General features: G+C 58.7%; 20 protein-coding genes. 7 read left to right on the top strand and 13 right to left on the bottom strand.

The features are described from left to right. Positions 1–71: 71 nt before the first annotated feature. On the bottom strand, positions 72–716 hold the full coding sequence (locus FHW77_RS05690) for an NrsF family protein (RefSeq protein ID WP_034498755.1): 645 nt from the start codon (positions 714–716) through the stop codon (positions 72–74). Continuing rightward, positions 713–1,261 carry a sigma-70 family RNA polymerase sigma factor gene (locus FHW77_RS05685; protein ID WP_044459666.1) on the bottom strand — a complete coding sequence of 183 codons (549 nt, stop codon included), beginning with the start codon at positions 1,259–1,261 and terminating at the stop codon, positions 713–715. The genes FHW77_RS05690 and FHW77_RS05685 overlap by 4 nt, the downstream gene beginning before the upstream one ends. A 182-nt stretch (positions 1,262–1,443) precedes the next feature. On the opposite strand from FHW77_RS05685, the gene FHW77_RS05680 reads away from it, so the two are divergent. Then, a complete protein-coding gene (locus tag FHW77_RS05680) occupies positions 1,444–1,686 on the top strand; it encodes a pentapeptide MXKDX repeat protein (RefSeq protein ID WP_004443022.1) in 243 nt (80 codons plus the stop codon). 71 nt (positions 1,687–1,757) lie between these two features. Here FHW77_RS05680 and FHW77_RS05675 read toward each other — a convergent pair whose 3' ends face one another. Then, positions 1,758–2,339, bottom strand: coding sequence for an ATP-dependent Clp protease proteolytic subunit (locus FHW77_RS05675; protein WP_003523060.1), 582 nt, complete (start codon positions 2,337–2,339; stop codon positions 1,758–1,760). Positions 2,340–2,572: 233 nt separating this feature from the next. On the opposite strand from FHW77_RS05675, the gene FHW77_RS05670 reads away from it, so the two are divergent. Further along, positions 2,573–3,163 carry a HupE/UreJ family protein gene (locus FHW77_RS05670; protein WP_004443023.1) on the top strand — a complete coding sequence of 197 codons (591 nt, stop codon included), beginning with the start codon at positions 2,573–2,575 and terminating at the stop codon, positions 3,161–3,163. Positions 3,164–3,263: 100 nt separating this feature from the next. Further along, positions 3,264–4,016, top strand: coding sequence for a DUF2076 domain-containing protein (locus FHW77_RS05665; protein WP_004443024.1), 753 nt, complete (start codon positions 3,264–3,266; stop codon positions 4,014–4,016). Positions 4,017–4,041: 25 nt separating this feature from the next. Here the strand turns inward: FHW77_RS05665 and queF are convergent, their stop codons facing one another. From queF to FHW77_RS05645, 4 genes are all read right to left on the bottom strand, one after another. Beyond that, the gene (queF, locus tag FHW77_RS05660) at positions 4,042–4,506 is read right to left on the bottom strand and encodes a preQ(1) synthase (RefSeq protein ID WP_004430149.1); all 465 of its coding nucleotides are present in this window, start codon (positions 4,504–4,506) and stop codon (positions 4,042–4,044) included. A 16-nt stretch (positions 4,507–4,522) separates the two neighbouring features. Continuing rightward, complete coding sequence (locus tag FHW77_RS05655; protein WP_004443025.1) at positions 4,523–5,425, bottom strand: cation diffusion facilitator family transporter; 903 nt, start codon at positions 5,423–5,425, stop codon at positions 4,523–4,525. 155 nt (positions 5,426–5,580) lie between these two features. Further along, on the bottom strand, positions 5,581–5,982 hold the full coding sequence (locus tag FHW77_RS05650) for a glyoxalase superfamily protein (RefSeq protein WP_004443026.1): 402 nt from the start codon (positions 5,980–5,982) through the stop codon (positions 5,581–5,583). A 66-nt stretch (positions 5,983–6,048) separates the two neighbouring features. Continuing rightward, a complete protein-coding gene (locus FHW77_RS05645) occupies positions 6,049–7,152 on the bottom strand; it encodes a branched-chain amino acid ABC transporter substrate-binding protein (protein WP_004443027.1) in 1,104 nt (367 codons plus the stop codon). Positions 7,153–7,438: 286 nt separating this feature from the next. Between FHW77_RS05645 and FHW77_RS05640 the strand changes: the two genes are divergently transcribed. Next, positions 7,439–8,614 carry a DUF3095 domain-containing protein gene (locus FHW77_RS05640; RefSeq protein ID WP_034498837.1) on the top strand — a complete coding sequence of 392 codons (1,176 nt, stop codon included), beginning with the start codon at positions 7,439–7,441 and terminating at the stop codon, positions 8,612–8,614. A 128-nt stretch (positions 8,615–8,742) separates the two neighbouring features. Here the strand turns inward: FHW77_RS05640 and FHW77_RS05635 are convergent, their stop codons facing one another. From FHW77_RS05635 to FHW77_RS05620, 4 genes are all read right to left on the bottom strand, one after another. Next, positions 8,743–9,063: an ArsR/SmtB family transcription factor gene (locus FHW77_RS05635; RefSeq protein ID WP_003524068.1), complete on the bottom strand. Its 321-nt coding sequence runs from the start codon at positions 9,061–9,063 to the stop codon at positions 8,743–8,745. 537 nt (positions 9,064–9,600) lie between these two features. Continuing rightward, on the bottom strand, positions 9,601–10,647 hold the full coding sequence (choV, locus tag FHW77_RS05630) for a choline ABC transporter ATP-binding protein (RefSeq protein WP_004443032.1): 1,047 nt from the start codon (positions 10,645–10,647) through the stop codon (positions 9,601–9,603). Beyond that, positions 10,644–11,495, bottom strand: a complete 852-nt coding sequence (gene choW / locus FHW77_RS05625) for a choline ABC transporter permease subunit (RefSeq protein WP_004443035.1) — start codon at positions 11,493–11,495, stop codon at positions 10,644–10,646. The genes choV and choW overlap by 4 nt, the downstream gene beginning before the upstream one ends. A 187-nt stretch (positions 11,496–11,682) precedes the next feature. Next, on the bottom strand, positions 11,683–12,585 hold the full coding sequence (locus FHW77_RS05620; RefSeq protein ID WP_373887382.1) for a choline ABC transporter substrate-binding protein: 903 nt from the start codon (positions 12,583–12,585) through the stop codon (positions 11,683–11,685). 373 nt (positions 12,586–12,958) lie between these two features. Between FHW77_RS05620 and FHW77_RS05615 the strand changes: the two genes are divergently transcribed. From FHW77_RS05615 to FHW77_RS05605, 3 genes are all read left to right on the top strand, one after another. Continuing rightward, positions 12,959–13,540 (top strand): thymidine kinase, encoded by a 582-nt coding sequence (locus FHW77_RS05615; RefSeq protein ID WP_004443038.1) that lies wholly within the window; start codon positions 12,959–12,961, stop codon positions 13,538–13,540. Between the two features lie 111 nt (positions 13,541–13,651). Then, a complete protein-coding gene (locus FHW77_RS05610; protein ID WP_004443041.1) occupies positions 13,652–14,101 on the top strand; it encodes a pseudoazurin in 450 nt (149 codons plus the stop codon). Between the two features lie 236 nt (positions 14,102–14,337). Continuing rightward, entirely contained in the window at positions 14,338–15,495 is a 1,158-nt protein-coding gene (locus tag FHW77_RS05605) for a DUF2333 family protein (protein ID WP_004443043.1), read from the top strand. A gap of 30 nt (positions 15,496–15,525) precedes the next feature. Here FHW77_RS05605 and FHW77_RS05600 read toward each other — a convergent pair whose 3' ends face one another. Both FHW77_RS05600 and FHW77_RS05595 read right to left on the bottom strand, forming a co-directional pair. Next, the gene (locus tag FHW77_RS05600) at positions 15,526–16,242 is read right to left on the bottom strand and encodes a helix-turn-helix transcriptional regulator (protein ID WP_004443044.1); all 717 of its coding nucleotides are present in this window, start codon (positions 16,240–16,242) and stop codon (positions 15,526–15,528) included. A gap of 95 nt (positions 16,243–16,337) precedes the next feature. Continuing rightward, entirely contained in the window at positions 16,338–16,859 is a 522-nt protein-coding gene (locus FHW77_RS05595) for a TIGR00645 family protein (protein WP_004443046.1), read from the bottom strand. Positions 16,860–16,902: the final 43 nt, after the last annotated feature.

Raw genomic sequence — 16,902 nt, 5'->3', positions numbered from 1 at the left:
AAGGATCGTGCCGGCCCCTGACAGCCCACAGGGCCGGCATGAGCGGACACGACACAACAGGAAACCTGCCTTCACCAGCGGAGAAGACGTGAACCGGCGAAGGCCCCAATCAGACCGGTGAGGAGAATACCCAGCGAATACCAGATCAGCACGAAGGCCAGGCCGTTTTCGCTGCAGAACCAGGAATAGACCCAGGCTCCGGCCGCTCCGGCCGCAAGTCCCGCAGCAAAACCTGCCAGGGCGGGATCGGCAGGAGCAGATCGTTTGAGAGCGGCAAAATTCGCAAAAAACACCGGAACAGAAAAGGCGACGATCAAGAGCGGGCAATGCAGGGCTGAAGAACCCAGGATGAGCCTGCGGTAGGCTTCAGGCAGGGCAAATCCCAGCTGCACGAAGGCCATCACCGCCATTGCCGAAACGATCACCGCGATCCCGACAAACAGGCAGCTTCTTTCTCCCTCCGGCCGGGCAAGACGCCTGACCGCGAAAAAAGCGACCATCGCCAGCAGGGCATTGTAGAAAGATTTCACCCAGAAAGCTGGCTCGCTCACCGCATCCCGCATATCGCCGCGCGGTCCCAAAATGATGAACATCAGCAGAAGTGAAACGCCAAGCGCCGGCAGGGCTGCAAAGGCCAGCCGACGCTCGAGCGCAAAAGCCGGAACGGGCCTGAGATCTGCTGCCAGTCGCTCGATAATATCTTCCGTTTTCTTCACGTGTCGCCTCGCAACTTCGCCGCCAGGGTTTTTAATGTCCTGTGAATGCCGACTCGTGCCGCAAGCTCGGTCTGGCCGGTTTTTTTTGCCGCTTCGGCAATGGACTGCCCTTCAAGCTTCACGCTGCGAATGAGCTCGCGTTGCCGCTCCGGCAAATCCTCGAGCAACCGTTCGATATCCATCCGCGCGGTGACGGCGTCGACAGACCAATCCGCCTCCAGGGTCTCATCCAGCTCCACCTCCCCCCGCATGCGCGCGCCCCTGCCGCGATAGTGATCGATGAGCTTGTAGCGCGCTATCGAAAAAAACCAGGCCGTGAACGGTCTTGAGCGATCATAGGTCGCCCGCTTCGCATGCAGCGACAATAGCGTTTCCTGCACAAGATCTTCCACTTCTGCCCTTGAAGCGGCGCCCATGCGCCGACCGTAGTAAGCAGTCAGCAGCCGGCGCAGGGCATGAAGCAAATGCCTGTAGGCGCCTTCGTCCCCGTCGAGGGAACGCAGCATCAGCGTCTTTAAAGTGTCTTCTGAAAGGCTGCCTGTCATTGTCACTATCGGGTTATTCGCGGTCGGCAGCATATTGTTACACGGTGGTTTGAAAAATCTCGCCCGAAGATGTTGTCACAAACGTGTGAAGCTGTAACGACCGTCCATTTCTCCCGAATGGACAATCGTGATCCCCGACATGATGCCGGCGGACATTCGATCACGTCCAGAGGAGACCCTTCATGACCCGCATTTTCACCGCCGTTGCCGCCGCCTCCCTGCTCTCTACTGTTTCCCTCACGGGCATCGCCCATGCCGACGGCATGAAGACAGACGCCATGAAGCCCGACGCGATGAAAATGGAGACGATGAAAAAAGATGGCATGTCCGTGACCGGCAAGAAGGCCTGCATGCACAAGGCCGGTATGGAAATGGACAAGATGAAGAAAGCCGACATGATGAAGGCCTGCGATATGATGAAATAACAACGGCCCGAAAGGAAAAAGCCCGCATCGGTTTTCACCGATGCGGGCTTTATCGACTGAAAATCCGGAACTCAGAGTTCCGACTGGCTTTCGACGATCTTGCCGACGAGGCCATAGTCCTTGGCCTCTTCCGCGCCGAGCCAGTAATCGCGATCGATATCCTTGGCGATCTTTTCTTCGCTCTGGCCGGTGGCCTTGGAGAAGATCTTGATCAGGCGCTGGTTCATCTTGATGATTTCGCGAGCCTGGATTTCGATGTCGGACGCCATGCCGCGCGTACCGCCGGAGGGTTGGTGCAGCAGGAAGCGGGTGTTCGGCAGGCAAAGGCGACGTTCTTTCGGCACCGAAACATAGATCAGCGCGCCGGCGGAGGCGACCCAGCCCGTGCCGATGATGTAAACCTTCGGCTTGATGAACTTGATCATGTCGTGGATGGAATCACCCGATTCGACATGACCGCCCGGAGAATTGACGTAAACGCGGATGTCGTCGTCGCTGGCGGCGGCAAGGGCCACGAGCTGCGTGCAGACCTTCTGCGCCAGTTCCTGCGTGATGCCACCATAGATGAAGATCGAACGCGACTTGAAAAGATTCGCTTCCGTTTCCTTGCCGATCGGCAGTTCCTTGCTCTTGTCGTCTTCGTCTTCGTTCATCAACGGCTCTCTCCAGCAAAATTCGTGCATGCCCTTCGGACATAGTGCGACTTGTTACGTAAGGCAATGAGCAAAAAAGACAAGGTTCGCGCCCGAACAATAAACAGCACCCCCGGCAGATGACGCATGGACAGCTCGTTCGTCTTCGCGATATCGTCAGCGTCTCATTGCAGTGCCGCACGCTGCGGAACCCCAAGACAGCAGGTGAGCGGCGATAATCTTAAGAGGGAACCATGCTGAAAAGACTAAGCCTTGCAGCCGCCGCGCTCGGCCTTACCACCCTGCCCGCTTTCGCGCATTTGAACCCGGAAGAACACGGCTCCTTCATGGCCGGTGTCTCTCACCCCTTCTTCGGTGCGGATCATATTCTGGCGATGGTGGCGGTCGGCATCTGGGCCTCCCAGATTGCTGTCGCGCAAAGTGACCGAAGGGCGCTCTGGATCGTGCCGGCCGCCTTCGTCGGCACCATGGCTGTGGGCTTCCTGATGGCGGTTTACGGCATCGACCTTCCCTTCGTCGAACCCGCCATTCTCGCCTCCGTCATCGGCCTTGGCCTTCTGGTCGCCATGGCGGCAAAGCTTCCCACCGCAGCAGCCGCGGCCGTTGTCGGCGCTTTCGCGCTTTTCCACGGCCATGCGCATGGCGGCGAACTCGGCAGCGCGGGCGCGCTGCAATTCGGCATCGGCTTCATGATCGCCACCGCCATCCTGCACCTTGCCGGCATCGCCCTCGGTCTCGGCATCGCCCGCTTCGGCTCGGTCGCCAGCCGCACGGTTGGCGCGCTCACGGCGATTGCGGGCCTCTCGCTCGCTTTCGGCGGCTGAGAATCATTACCGAAATTTAAAATTCGGACCGCTTTGAAAAGCCAAAATTGTGGCCTACCTCCTTATCGTAGAATTTCGCTTCACGGTAAGGAGGCAGCACATGTCACCGGAAGAAAGCCAGCTTCTCAAGGGCCTGTTCGAAAGAACCAAGGCCGCATCCGCCACCCCGCGTGACCGCGAGGCGGAAACGTTGATCGCAGACGCCGTGCGCGATCAGCCCGCAGCTCCCTATTATCTCGCTCAGGCGGTGATCGTGCAGGAGAAGGGACTGGAGGCGGCAGCAGCCCATATCAAGCAGCTCGAAGAGCGCATCCACGCATTGGAAAGCGCCAACCCGGCCCCTCAGGCCGCAGCGCAGGGCGGCTTTCTCAGTTCCATCTTCGGCACCGGCCAGCCGCAGCCGCCAGCTCCGACACCAACACCTGTTGCTGCCGCCCCGGCCTCGTGGCGCAACGATACCGCTGGCCAGACGGCCGGTCCGTGGGGATCGCAGGCAGCCCAGCAGCAGCCCGGTGGACCGTGGGGTCAGCAGCCGGCAGCAGCCGGCCGGTCTGGCGGCGGTTTCCTGCAGGGCGCGCTTGGCACCGCAGCCGGCGTTGCAGGTGGCATGCTGCTTGCGAACTCGCTGAGCGGCATCTTCGGCAGCCACATGTCGTCGCTCGGTCTCGGCTCGCCCTTCGGCGGCAATAGCGGCACTGGCAATGCGCCAGTCGAAGAAACGGTCATCAACAACTATTATGGTGACAGCGCGAACCCGCAGGATAACAATGACGACGATATCCAGCAGGCCGATTACGACGACAGCGCCGATGATGCCGACTTCGATTCAGGCGACGATAGCTCGTTCGTTTGAGCTTTTTTTCACCTAAAGAGCCGGATCAGCCGCGGCCGCGATAAGTGGCAACGCCCTGATCCGGCAGCCATACGCCCTCGGGCGCCGGTCCGGTCTGCCAGAACACGTCGATCGGAATGCCGCCGCGCGGATACCAATAGGCGCCGATACGCAGCCACTTCGGCTGCAGCAATTCCACAAGGCGCTTGGCAATATAGACCGAGCAATCCTCATGGAATGCGCCATGGTTGCGGAAGGACTGCAGGAACAGCTTCAGCGACTTCGATTCCACCAGAAAGTCGCCGGGAATATAATCGATGACGATATGGGCGAAATCCGGCTGGCCGGTCATCGGGCAAAGCGAGGTGAATTCGGGCGCGGTAAAGCGCACGACATAATCGGTGCCGGCATTGCCGTTGGGCACCTTTTCGAGAACGGCCTTTTCAGGGCTCTCTGGCGTATCGACCTTCGTGCCCAGCTGCGACAGGCCGGAAACATCCGTCACGGACATGGAAAACTCCTGTTTTTTAAACGATCACTTTGACGCCATGCGCCTTTTCGCCTTCCGGCTCGACGTGAATGGCAAGGCTGGCGCCCGGTATGACGTCCCTTATGGCATCTTCAAGGCGGTCGCAAATATCATGCGCCTCACGCACCGTCATGATCGCCGGTACGACGACGTGAAAATCGATGAAGGCGGCCGAACCGGCGCGGCGGGTTCTGAGATCATGGACACCGATAATGCCACCGGAATTGGCTGCGATCGCCTTCTTGATCGCCTCATCCTCCTCGGGCTCCACTGCCCGGTCCATCAGGCCACCCAGCGAATGCAGGATGACCTTCGAGCCCTGAAACAGAATGTTGACGGCCACGAGAATGGCAAGCGCGGGATCGAGAATGGCATAGCCCGTCAGCAATGCCAGGACGAGGCCGACAAGTACGCCTGCCGATGTCACGACATCAGACATAATGTGGTGGCCGTCGGCCGCAAGCGCCGGCGAAGAATGCTGTTTGCCGACGCGGATCAATATTGTCGCCCAGACAGCGTTAATGATCCCGGCCGCGGCATTGATGGCAAGACCAAGTACCGGCGCTTCCGGCAGTCTCGGATTGAAGAGAGCGCCCCAGGCCTCCTGCACGATCAGCAGGGCGGCGACAACGATCAGCACCCCTTCGACAACAGCGGAAATATACTCCGCCTTGTGGTGGCCGAACTGGTGGTCGTCATCGGCGGGCTTCTGCGCATAACGAATGACGAAATAGGCGATGAAAGCCGCGACCACGTTGACGGTCGATTCCAGACCGTCGGACAGCAGCGCGACCGAGCCGGTAACCCACCAGGCCACAAGCTTGAGGCCGAGTACACCGAAAGAAAGCGGAATGCCCCAGAATGCGAGCTTCCTGACCAGCGCATTGCCTTCAACGTTCATTTTCTGTCCCCGTGCGGATGCGAACGAATTGCATCATCAAGTCCCAAAACGCACGAACCGCGCGCACGGGGGTACCCGTGCGCGCGGTTCGCAATTTGCGCGTTCTATCGTTCAAACCATGGCAAAGGTCAAGAGCCGTAGCGGCCTTCAAGGCCTCATGGCCGGCTTTTCTGTTCGCAGAAACGGATGCGGTTGCCGAAGGGGTCGGTCACCTCCATCACGTCGCCCCATGGCAACTCTTCGACACCCGGCTTCATGAAGCGATAATCCTTCGCTGCCAGTTCGCGCTGAAAGGCATGAACGCCGTGCATCGTGACAAAGATGTTCGAGCCCGGTGTCGCATCGCCATGATGGCCGCTGAGATGAAGACCCATCCCCGCGCGGGAAACCTGCATGTAGAGCGGGAAATTTTCGCCGAAGCGGTGTTCCCACTCGACCTCGAAGCCGAGAAAATCGATATAGAACTCCCGTGCCTTGGCCTCGTCGAACATCCTGAGGATGGGGAATATCCGCTCGAAAGCGATATCTCCGTCTATGCGCGTCCCGGCATCGGCCATGCTGCCTTCACCCTCTTCAGGCCATAAATGAAACCGGCCGCAACAGGTGCGGCCGGTAAGGTCAGCTTATTCGGCTGCGACGATCTTGCCGTCCTGCCACTTGAACAGCGAGAAGGTCTGCGAGGTCAGGTCACCGCTTTCGCCATAGGTGACCTTGCCAATTGCGGTCGGGAAGGCTTCACCGCTCTTCAGGACCTTGGCAACCGCTTCGGAATCCTTGGCACCAGCCTTTTCGATGCCGGCCTTCAGGACTTCGACAGCAGCGTAAGCATTAAGCGTGAAGGCTTCCGCCGGAATGTTGGCGGCCTTCAGCGCTTCCGCAGCAGCCTTGGAATCAGCGTTCTTCAGCGCGTCGGAAGCATTGGTGAAGATCGTGCCTTCGCCAGCCTGCGAACCGATGTTCCAGAACTCGCTGTTCGACAGGCCGTCACCGCCGATAACGGCAGCCTTGGAGCCGATATCCTTCAACTGGCGCACCAGAAGACCGGCTTCCGGATGGTAACCGCCGAAATAGATGATCTCGGCATTGTCGGACTTCAGACGTGCCGTCAGCGCGCCGAGGTCCTTTTCGCCCGGCGTCAGGGCATCGTAGAGAACTTCGGTCACGCCGCCGGCATTCAGCGTCGCCTTGAAGGCATCTGCCAGGCCTTTGCCGTAAGCGCCCTTGTCGTGAATGATGGCGACCTTCTTGTCCTTGAGGTTGGCGAGAACGTATTTCGCCGCAACCTCGGCCTGCTGGTCATCGCGACCGCAGGTGCGGAAGACGTTGGAAAGGCCGCGGTTGGTAAGGCCCGGCGCAGTCGCCGTCGGCGTCACCATCAGCACGCCGTTTTCGGCAAAGACGTCCGAAGCGGGAATGGCGACGCCGGACGTCACCGGACCGACGACGAAGTGAATGCCTTCGGCAACCAGCTGATTCGCGGCTGAAACGCCCTGCTTCGGCTCGCCGCCATCGTCGGCCAGCTTCAGCACGACCTGTTCGCCGAGGATGCCGCCCTTTTTGTTGATTTCATTGACTGCCGTCTGGGCGCCGTTCTTGACCTGGTCGCCATAAGCGGCGACAGGACCGGTAAGCGGCGCAATCAGGCCGATGACGATTTCGGCATGGGCAAGGGGTGCGAATGCGAAGGACGCTGCAAGCGTCACGCTGGTCAATGTCTTCAGTTTCATCCTGGTGTCTCCTTAAAGGGGGTCGCGGGACCCGGTGAGCGCCATGGGCGCCGACCGAATGAAACTATCGGACGCCTCCCGGCGAAAACTCGTTCCATTTTTGAATTCCGAGCCTTCCACTCAACTCATACGGAAGGATTGATGATCTATGCAAGTCACCTTTGCTGGATTAGGTCTATTAGAGGTAAATCAAACGCGAAGCGGGCCATGATCCTATCACTCCGAAGCACGGTATCGCCCCATGGAAATGCTTGGCGTTTGGCCGCCGCTGGAGGATAATCGCGGCATGATCACAGCAGATGACGAATTTCTGACGGGCCTGCCCGTTTTCCAGCGCTTTGAGGACGTGGTTGATCCGGCGCTTTATCGTGCCCTGCCACCGGGATGGGGGCTTGCCATCGCCGATATCGTCGATTCAACGACGGCGATCCAGACCGGCCGATACAAGGCGGTGAACATGGCCGGCGCGGCGGTCATTTCCGGTGTGTCGAACAGTCTCGGACGTCACGACCTGCCCTTCGTTTTCGGCGGCGATGGCGCCGCCGTCACCGTGCCCCCGGGCGGGCTGCCGCTTGCCAGCGCCGCTCTTTCTTCCGTTCAGCGTTGGGTCAAGGACGATCTCGACCTTACGATGCGGGTAGCGCTGGTTCCGGTTGAGGATATTCGTGAGAATGGCTTCGATGTGCGCGTCGCGCGTTTTCAGGCAAGCGACGATGTATCCTATGCGATGTTTTCAGGTGGCGGCAATAGCTGGGCTGAAGCACGGATGAAGGAAGGCCTTTATATCCTGCCCACCGCAGCCGCAGGCGAACGCCCGGATCTGACCGGCCTCTCATGCCGCTGGAATCCCATTCCGGCGACCCGTGGCAAGGTTGTATCCATCATAGCGGTGCCGGGGCCGTCGCGGGACATGCCGGCATTCCGCAAGCTTGTTACCGATCTTGTCGATCTGGCCGAGCAGGACGGAAGGCATGGCCACCCCGTGCCTGAGGAGGGCCCGAAGCTCGGTTTCGTGCGGGAGGGACTGAATCTCGAGGCACGCGCAGGAGCGGCCCATCGCGACGTCTGGGGCCAGTTGCGCCGTTCGTCCCGTATTCTCGGCGAGACCCTGCTTATCAATTTGCTCGGCTTGACGGGTCTTTCGCTCGGACGGTTCAATGCGGAGCGCTATCGGCGCTCCGTCGCCAGCAATACCGATTTCAGGAAATTCGACGACGGTTTGAAGATGACCGTGGACATCGACGCCGCAAGGCTCGAAAAAATTCGCGACCGGCTGGAGCAAGGCCGCCTGTCTGGAAGCTGTTATTTCGGCCTGCATGAGCAGGACGCCGCATTGATGACCTGTATCGTACCCTCCCCGCTTTCACGGGATCACATGCATTTCGTGGACGGCGCTGACGGCGGATACGCGGCTGCAGCAACCCTGCTCAAGCAGCAGATGCAGGCTGTTCCCGCCCGCTGATCGCACCCGGCGCAAAGACCAGCGCGCTCCTTGCGGGATCACCCTCCCGGTCAGGTAACTCACAAACGAAAAACCGGCGTCAAGCGCCGGTTTCAATTCAATGCTGCCGGAGGCCTGACGGCCCCGGATCAGGCGGCTGTCTTGCTGCTCTTCTGCGCCTGGCAATAAATTTCCTCAAGGGAGGCCAGGATTTTCTTAACGGATTCGGAGTTGCTGGAATAATAGATGGTCTGCGCATCCCGTCGTGTCTTTACCAGCCGCTGGGCCCGCAATTTCGAAAGATGCTGCGAAAGAGCGGACTGGCTGAGACCAACCTGAGAGGCGAGAACACCGACCGGCACTTCCGTATCCACCAACGTGCATAAGATCATCAGGCGCTTGGGATTCGCCATCGCTGAGAGCAAGTCTGCAGCGGCGATGCTATGTTCCGACAGAGATTGGTTATCCATACGCTCAAGTCTCCTGATGACAGTCGGAAAGACGGTCATGGTGGCTATTATAGGTGTTCCAAAAGGTGTTTTTATAATTCGGTGGATACGTTGTATATACCTAAATCTTGCTTATATCGTGTCCCTTTCAAAGACTATTCTTCACTAATTATCCATCTAAGACACTTCACCTAAAATATCGGCGTTCTGCCTGATTTTTATCACATTTACAATAAAAACATGTATTAGAATAAGTATTCATAAGCAACAAATGATAAAAATTTCAGCTCCCAAATCACCATAACCCGCGACCGATTTTGAGGCTTTAAGCTTATACCACCTTAAATTTAGCAACGGGCTACAGAATCTAGTTTTACTTTGCGCAATTTTCTCGAAATTTGCAATATGGTTTTTATTAGTAATAATTTTCATGCATAACTTATGATGTCAAAGATACTCTTTCCAACAGGGGGAAGGTAACTTGCCCGGAATATCTGCGGAAAAACAAAAGGGACCCCCCGGTGAGGGAGGTCCCTTTTGTTTCCTGGCAAAAGCCAGTTATTTTTTGCGATGACGGGTCAGCCCTGCCACGACTTCGTCAGCGGAAATCGTGCCGACGATCGCGCCATTGTCGACGACACCGATTGCGCCGGAATGTTTGGCCAGCGCATCGAGAATGTCGATCAGGGGGGATGACGGGCGGGCGGTGGCCGCGACGGTCATCTGGCCGTTGCGTTCATCTACGCCCCGCTTCATCACATCCGCAGCGGTCAGCATGGAGATCGGGTTCATATTCTGCACGAAATCCGCGACATATTGCGTGGCCGGTTGCTTGACGATCTGCTGCGGCGTCCCGCACTGGATGATGCGTCCGCCTTCCATCATGGCGATACGATTGCCGATGCGGAAAGCCTCATCCAGATCGTGGCTGACAAAGAGGATCGTTTTCTTCAGCCGGCTCTGGAATTCGAGAAGCTCATCCTGCAGGCGGCTTCTGATAAGGGGGTCGAGCGCCGAGAATGGTTCGTCCATCAGCAGGATCGGCGCGCCGGTGGCAAACGCTCTCGCCAGTCCCACACGCTGCTGCATGCCGCCGGAAAGCTCTCCCACCTTGCGGTCGGCCCAGGCGGAAAGATTGACCAGTTCGAGCTGCTCGGCCACCATGCGTTTGCGTTCCGCTTCCGGTACGCCGGAAAGCTCGAGCCCGAAACCGACATTGTCGGCCACGTTACGCCACGGCAGAAGACCGAATTGCTGGAACACCATGGAAACCGTATGCATGCGCAGGTCGCGGAGCGATTTGGCCGTTGAGCGATAGGGATCGACAAAGCCGGTCTTGGTCTTCACCCCCACATTGCCACGTACCACGGGCGCAAGCCCGTTGACGGCCCTGAGCAGCGTCGACTTGCCCGAGCCGGAAAGCCCCATAAGCACGAGTATCTCGCCTTCGCTGACGGACAGCGATGCATTGGCGACACCGAGCACCAGACCGGTCTCGGCATTGATCTCGTCGCGCGTACTGCCCCTGTCGATCATCGGCAGCGCGGCATCGGGCCGGTCGCCAAAGACGATATCGACATTTCCGAAGATGATGGCGTCACTCATAGATCATCCTCCGTACCGGGAAGGCGGAAAAGCCGGTCAAGAACGATTGCCAGTATGACGATGCACAATCCCGCCTCGAAGCCCATGGCGATATTGACGGTGTTCAAGGCGCGCACGACAGGCACGCCCAAACCATTGGCGCCGACAAGCGCGGAAATGACCACCATCGACAGCGACAGCATGATCGTCTGGGTAAGACCGGCCATGATCTGCGGCGCGGCAAAGGGCAGCTCCACCTTGCGCAGCACCTGCGACGGCGTTGCTCCGAAGGCGACGGCCGCCTCGACCAGCGCCGGCGGCGTGGAGACAATGCCGAGGCGTGTGAGCCGCACCGGAGCCGGAATGGCGAAGATGACGGTGGCGATCAGCCCCGGAACCATGCCAAGGCCGAACAGCACCAGCGCCGGAATGAGATAAACGAAGGTGGGGATGGTCTGCATCAGGTCCAGCACAGGGCGCATGCCGGCATAGATCCATTTGCGTCTCGCCGCCAATATGCCAAGCGGTATGCCGATGATCATGCACACGGCGCTGGCGGCGATGACCAGCGCCAGCGTCTCCGTCGTCGCTTTCCAATAGCCGAGATTGATGATGAGCAGCAGGCCGAGTGCGGTGAAGACGGGCATGCCGATCGAGCGTCGCGTCCAGGCCGAAAGCGCCGTGACAATCGCCACGATGACCAGCGGATGCGGCGCCTGGAGCACATAAAGCAGGGCGTTGATGACGCTTTGGAAAATGAAGGAAAGCCAATCGAAGAAAAAAGCGAGATTGCCGGTCAGCCAGTCGATGGCCTCCTTGGCATATCGGCCGACGGGCAGGCGGTTTTCAGGAGCGCTGAGCCATTCCACGGTAAGAAAAGACCTTTCTTAAACAAATGCAGAAACAACGACCGGCAGACGGCGGCCGGACGCGGTGCTGGCGCATGACCTGCAATGCGTTGAAAATGCGCGGGCAAGGTCATGCATGGGCATCGATATTTCCCGCTGCATCCAGCCTGTCGCGCAGGCCGGATACAGTCATGCATAGTCTTGCGTTTTAAAGGCCAAGCGCCTTCTTGACGGCGGGCAGGGCGTCGGCGCTGCCATCCTTGGTCTTGACGTTGGCGAGCCAGGGCTCGACCGCAGCCGGATTGGCCTTCAGCCATGCGGTGGCGGCAGCTTCGCCCTCAAGCCCGTCATTCAGGATTTTGCCCATGATCTCGTTTTCCATGGGCAGGGAAAATTGCAGGTTCTTGAGGAAGGCGCCGACATTGGGGCATTCCTCGACATAACCCTTGCGAACATTGGTGTAGATCGTTGCACCACCGAAGTTGGGACCGAAGACCTCATCGCCGCCCGTCAGGTAGGTGAGCTTGAAATTCGCATTCATCGGATGCGGTTCCCAGCCGAGGAAAACGATCGGCTCGCCGGATTTTTCCGCGCGGGCGACCTGCGACAGCATCCCCTGCTCGGAGGATTCGACGACTTCGAACGCCTTCAATCCGAATGTATCCTTGGCCACCATGTCGAGGATCAGGCGGTTGCCGTCATTACCGGGCTCGATGCCGTAAATCTTGCCGCCAAGCGCGTCGCTGTGCGTGGCGATGTCCTTGAAATCCTTGATGCCGAGTTCGGCACCCTTGGCGTTGGTCGCCAGCGTATACTTGGCGCCGGTCAGGTTTTCCCGCAGCGTTTCGACCGATTTGTCTTCGCGGTAAGGCGCGATATCCCCTTCCATGGTCGGCATCCAGTTGCCGAGGAAGACATCGATGTCTTTGTTTTTCAGGGATGTATAGGTAACGGGAACAGAGAGAAGCTTGACGTCGGTTTCATAGCCTAGGCTTTTCAGTAGTACCGTGGCTGTGGCCGTTGTGGCGGTGATGTCGGTCCAGCCCACATCGGAAAACCGCACCGTGCCGCAGCTTGCCGGTTCGGCGGCACCGGCCGCGCTGAACGTCATGGAGGAGATTGCTGCGGCCAGAACCAGACAGCGACGTCTATTTGCAAACATTGTTTGCTCCCTTTTTTTCGTTCCCTTGCCATTATCAATATCTTCCGGCCACAATCAACTCGCGTGCATTTGCGTGCTTTGGCCCGCCCGTTTGCGACAAAAACGGCAAAAACGTCGGGATTCGAACCTGCAAATGGGAAAAAGCAGACCGCAGAAATCTGTGTTTTTCGCGCCTGCGCACTTTTCAATCCAAATCTTCCTCGTCAAAAGACGCCTGATGCGGCATCGGATCGGGCTTTGTGATCGCCTGGTGAAATCCGGCGCGCCGTTTCGTGAGGTTGCGAGGCGTCCGAAAGGCGCGAAGGCGCTCCGGGAGTGGATAATGGCAAAACTCTATTTCAATTATTCGACGATGAATGCCGGCAAATCGACCATGCTGCTGCAGGCGTCCTATAATTATCAGGAGCGCGGCATGCGCACGCTGATCTTCACGGCCGCGTTTGACGACCGCGCCGGCGTCGGCCGTGTCGCCTCGCGCATCGGTCTGTCCTCCGACGCCCTGACCTTCGATGAAAATACCGATTTGTTCGCTGAAGTATCGGCCCTGCATGTACAGGCGCCCGTCGCCTGCGTTTTCGTCGACGAGGCCAATTTCCTCTCAGAACACCATGTCTGGCAGCTTGCCGAGATTGTCGACCGGCTGGACATCCCGGTCATGACCTATGGTCTGCGCACGGATTTCCAGGGCAAGCTCTTCCCTGCCTCGAAAGAACTGCTTGCGATTGCCGACGAGCTGCGCGAAATCCGCACCATCTGCCATTGCGGCCGCAAGGCGACGATGGTGGCCCGCTTCGACAATGAAGGAAATGTCGTCACGGAAGGCGCGCAGATTGAGGTAGGCGGCAACGAAAAATATGTTTCCTTCTGCCGCCGCCACTGGGTGGAGACGTTCAACGGCGGCTGAGCGGCTGCGTCCGGTTGCCGCATTTGATTTTTCGCAAAGATGACCACCCGGCTCCTGCGCTAGAACGGCGGGGACATCCGCTTGGATGTGCTTTCTCTCAGGAGCAAAATTATGCAGAACAAAATTGCCGGATTTGCCAGCTTCGTCATTGCTGGACTTTTTGCCTTCCCCGCCCTGTCTGCCGAAATCGAAGTGAAGATGCTCAACAAGGGCAGCGATGGTCAGGCGATGGTCTTCGAGCCCGCAACCGTCAAGGCTGCCGTAGGTGACGTCATCACCTTCATTCCGGTGGACAAGGGCCATGACGCGGCAGCCGTGAAGGATATGATCCCCGAGGGGGTTTCCGAGTTCAAGGGCAAGATGAACGAGGCGGTGAAGCTGACGGTCGAGAAGGAAGGCGCCTACGTCGTCAAATGCACGCCGCATCTCGGCATGGGCATGGTCGCGCTCGTTGTCGTGGGCGACGCCGTGCCGGCCAACCTCGATGCCGTCAAGAGCGGCAAACTGCCGAAAAAGGCACGCGACCGGCTGAATGAGGAGATCGCCAGGCTCGGCCTCTGACTGTTTGCCCTCCGGCTCCGCGGCGGCCATTACGTCGCAGTCCGTATGGAGAGCGATGATGGCCGGCGCAGACCGCAGGTTGAGAAAAGTTTCGCAATCATGTTGTATCCCGGTTGACCGGGACATATCTGCAGGACAGTAAATGACCGGAGTCCGACCAGGCGCCGAAGGGCGCCCCACCGGATGGCGGTTTTATTCCGGCATCCAGCCCCGCGGGCAGAGGAGACTATGACGACATGATAGACCGGATCACCGCCACGATTCAGGCAGCCTTCAGTGCCATCGGCAGGGCCGCCGGTCTTCTCGTCGCCTGGCTTTTATGGCCCTTCATGGCCGCCCATGGCTGGTACAGCGGCCGCAACTGGCTCATCAAGGGCCCGATCGCTCTGGTTCTCATCCTGCTTGCCGGCTTCTACGGATATTTCGTCTGGCAAACGCAGGTCTGGAGCAATTTCGATCCGGATTACATTTCCCGTTACAAGCTTGCTGAACGGACCGTGCCGCCCGGACAGGAACTGCCGGCCGCCTCCCCGACATCGCCCGCTGGCGCAACCGGTGCTGCCGCCAACACATCCGCACCGGTGTGCCAGCGCTCGGCCATCGTTGACGCTGCCGCCGATCTCACCGATTTCAACGTCAACCAGAATGCGTGGATTTCCTCCATGCTGCTCTATCGCCTCGGTCTCTTCGGCATGGACTGGGATAGCACACCGTTTCTCGACAACAAGGCCTCATTCCAGCGCGGCGTGAACCAGGCCGTGCGCCGCACCTCGGTGGAGCTGGTGGATACGCTCGGGCGCGTGCGCGGGACATCGGGCATCAACAACAACCTCCAGGAAGCGCGTGGCAATATGCAGTTCAGCGAATATTCCTGGTATTTCGGTCTCGATCCTTTCGGCCCGAAGACGCCGACTCCCAGCTATTACCGCGCCGCGATCCGCAGCTTCCAGGCCTTCAATGGCGAGCTCGTCGCCTGCAAGGCCGTCTTCGACACCCGCGCCGACAACCTGATCCAGTTCATCGACCGCATTGCCGGCGATATCGGCTCGACATCGGCCATCCTCCGTGAGCGTTCGGAAAACTATAATGGCGGTTGGTTCGATACCCGCGCCGACGACCGTTTCTGGTTCGCCTATGGCCAGCTCTACGGTTATTACGGCGTACTTTCCGCAGCCGGATCCGACTTCGCGCAGGTCATCCGCGAACGCAACCTCACCAACCTGTGGAACGACACGCTCCTGCAGACCCGCGCAGCCTTGCGTATCCAGCCGGCGATCATCTCCAATGGTGAGGAGAGCGGCTGGATCATGCCGTCGCACCTGGCCACCATGGGATTTTACGTTTTGCGGGTTCGCTCCAATCTCGTCGAGCTTCGCTCGGTTCTCGACCGATAAGGCGCAGGTTTTCCCGAAGGGCGGGACCGATCAGACGATCAGGCCAAGGCGTATGGTCTTGGCCACCAGCTGGGTGCGGTTCACGCAGTCGAGTTTGCGGATGGCGTTGTTCATATAGGCGTTGACGGTATGTTCCGAGATGGAGAGAAGCTCGGCAATCTCCACCGAGGTCTTCCCCTGCGCCGTCCAGCGCACCACGTCGAGTTCCCGCTTCGTCAGCGGTGAAGGCCCTCTGGAGCCGGTGCGGCAAAGCCGGTCATAGACCTCCAGCGCATGTAGCGCGATCATGCCCAGCTCGTTCAGCGCGGCCTGTTGCAGGGTATCGCGATCGCCTGCGAAATTCATCAGATACCGATTGCCGTTCATGCCGTGTACCGGGACCATGAGACCCGAAGTGATGCCCATGCTGCGCACGGAGGATACGGCATCCTGAAGCGTTTCACACGCAATGTCCGGGTCCTGCAACGACCAATATTGCGGCATCATCGATGATGCGCCGCGCCTGATGACGGGACAATCCCCGAGCGCACCGTCGCTGGTCATCGCATTCACGACCCAGATTGGCAGGCTGCTTTCAATGACCGTCGGCAAGCCATAGGCATTTTGGCCGCCGGGCAGGAGCAGCAGGGTCACATAGGCGTAACCGAAAGCGTGCATCACTTCCTGCAGCGCCTCCAGCCATTGGGACTTGTCGGCAGCAGCCGACAGATCATCGCATAGCCTCGCCTGACGCTCCGTCTTCACCATTCACGCCCCTTCTCCGCGCCGGGTCTTGACGCCAGGAGCGAAAAAATGCGTGGCCATGACGGGGTTGCGACCTTCATATCGTCTGGATTACCCTGCTAAAGCACCGGCTTTTCGGCCTTGTCCTTCGGCTTGGCCATCAGTTTCTCCAGGAAACCAAGCATGACCGCCGAGGCGACAAAAGCCAGATGGATGATCGTGAACCACATCAGCTTGCTGTCCGAGTACTGATTGGCATTGAGAAAGATTTGCAGCAGGTGAATGGACGAAATGGCCACGATTGACGACGCGACCTTGATTTTCAGGCTTCCGGCATCAAGCTTGCCCAGAAACGAAACCTCCGCATCGGCATCGTCGAAACGGCTGACAAAGTTCTCGTAACCGGAAATCATCACCATGACGATCAGGCTGGCGACGAGTGCCGCATCAATCAGGCCCAGCATGGCGAGGATCATGTCGGCTTCGTCGTAGGTAAAAACGTTCTTCGCAACTTTCAGAAACTTGAGCGCGAAAGAAAAGGCGTAGACAGCCAGCGCCGCGACCAGGCCGAGATAAAAAACGACCAGCAGCCAGCGGCTGGAGAGAATGATCCGCTCGACGAGCAGTTCAAGAGACTTCATTTCCGTATCCGATTATTAAACTGTTATTTTCGGGTATGCTTTC

The organism is Agrobacterium sp. RC10-4-1 (genome assembly GCF_014138475.1).
Lineage (GTDB): Bacteria > Pseudomonadota > Alphaproteobacteria > Rhizobiales > Rhizobiaceae > Agrobacterium > Agrobacterium pusense.
The sequence above is the reverse complement of the archived record's forward strand: the minus strand, read 5'-3'. Positions and strand labels throughout refer to the sequence as shown.